At 45.5% G+C, this 659-nt stretch carries 1 protein-coding gene; it reads left to right on the top strand.

Going from position 1 to position 659, the window contains the following annotated elements; genetic code table 11:
• A partial coding sequence (locus tag A3738_RS22695; protein ID WP_197473968.1) for an Hpt domain-containing protein occupies positions 1 to 532 on the top strand: 532 nt, incomplete at its 5' end.
• Between the last annotated feature and the right edge of the window lie 127 nt (positions 533 to 659).

The following is a 659-nucleotide window of genomic DNA, read 5'->3' as shown; positions in this document are numbered from 1 at the left end:
TCTCTTAGAGCTGGACCCTGACAATCAAGATTCTGAGCGCATTGATGAAATATTCCGTGCTGCGCACTCAATTAAGGGTGGTAGTGGTATCTTTGGTTTTCAGCAAATTGCAGATTTTATACACGTCGTAGAAACGCTTCTTGATCTGATTCGATCAGATCAATTCAAAATTCTTGCAGAGCATGTTGATCTATTCCTTCGTTCAGTCGATTGCCTGCGAACAATGGTCACGCAATTGGAACAAGGCGAGGAATGCGAGACCGAATTATCCAATTCACTTAAATCAGAATTTGAAGATATTTTAAATGGCCGAGAATCAGGCGCTTCCGCTGCAACCCAAAACGGTGGAGAGGGCGATGCTAACGATGGCCATAGTGATGGGGCACGCGGATGGCAAATATTTTTCCGTCCTTCTACAGATATTTTACGAACGGGTAACGAGCCTGTTCGGATGTTCAGAGAGCTGGCTGAACTCGGTGAGCTTGAGGTCGACGTGGATGCCTCAGATGTTCCGAAACTCGATGATATTTAAGCTGATGCTTGTTACCTCGCATGGAATATCTCTTTGTTTGGCGAGGCGACAAAAGAGCAAGTCGACGAGGTGTTTGAATGGGTCGTTGATGATTCTGAGTTGACGATTGAAGCGATAGATATCGGCG

The sequence above is a fragment of the Oleiphilus sp. HI0066 genome (assembly GCF_001635725.1).
This window is presented reverse-complemented; position numbering and strand designations above follow the sequence as displayed.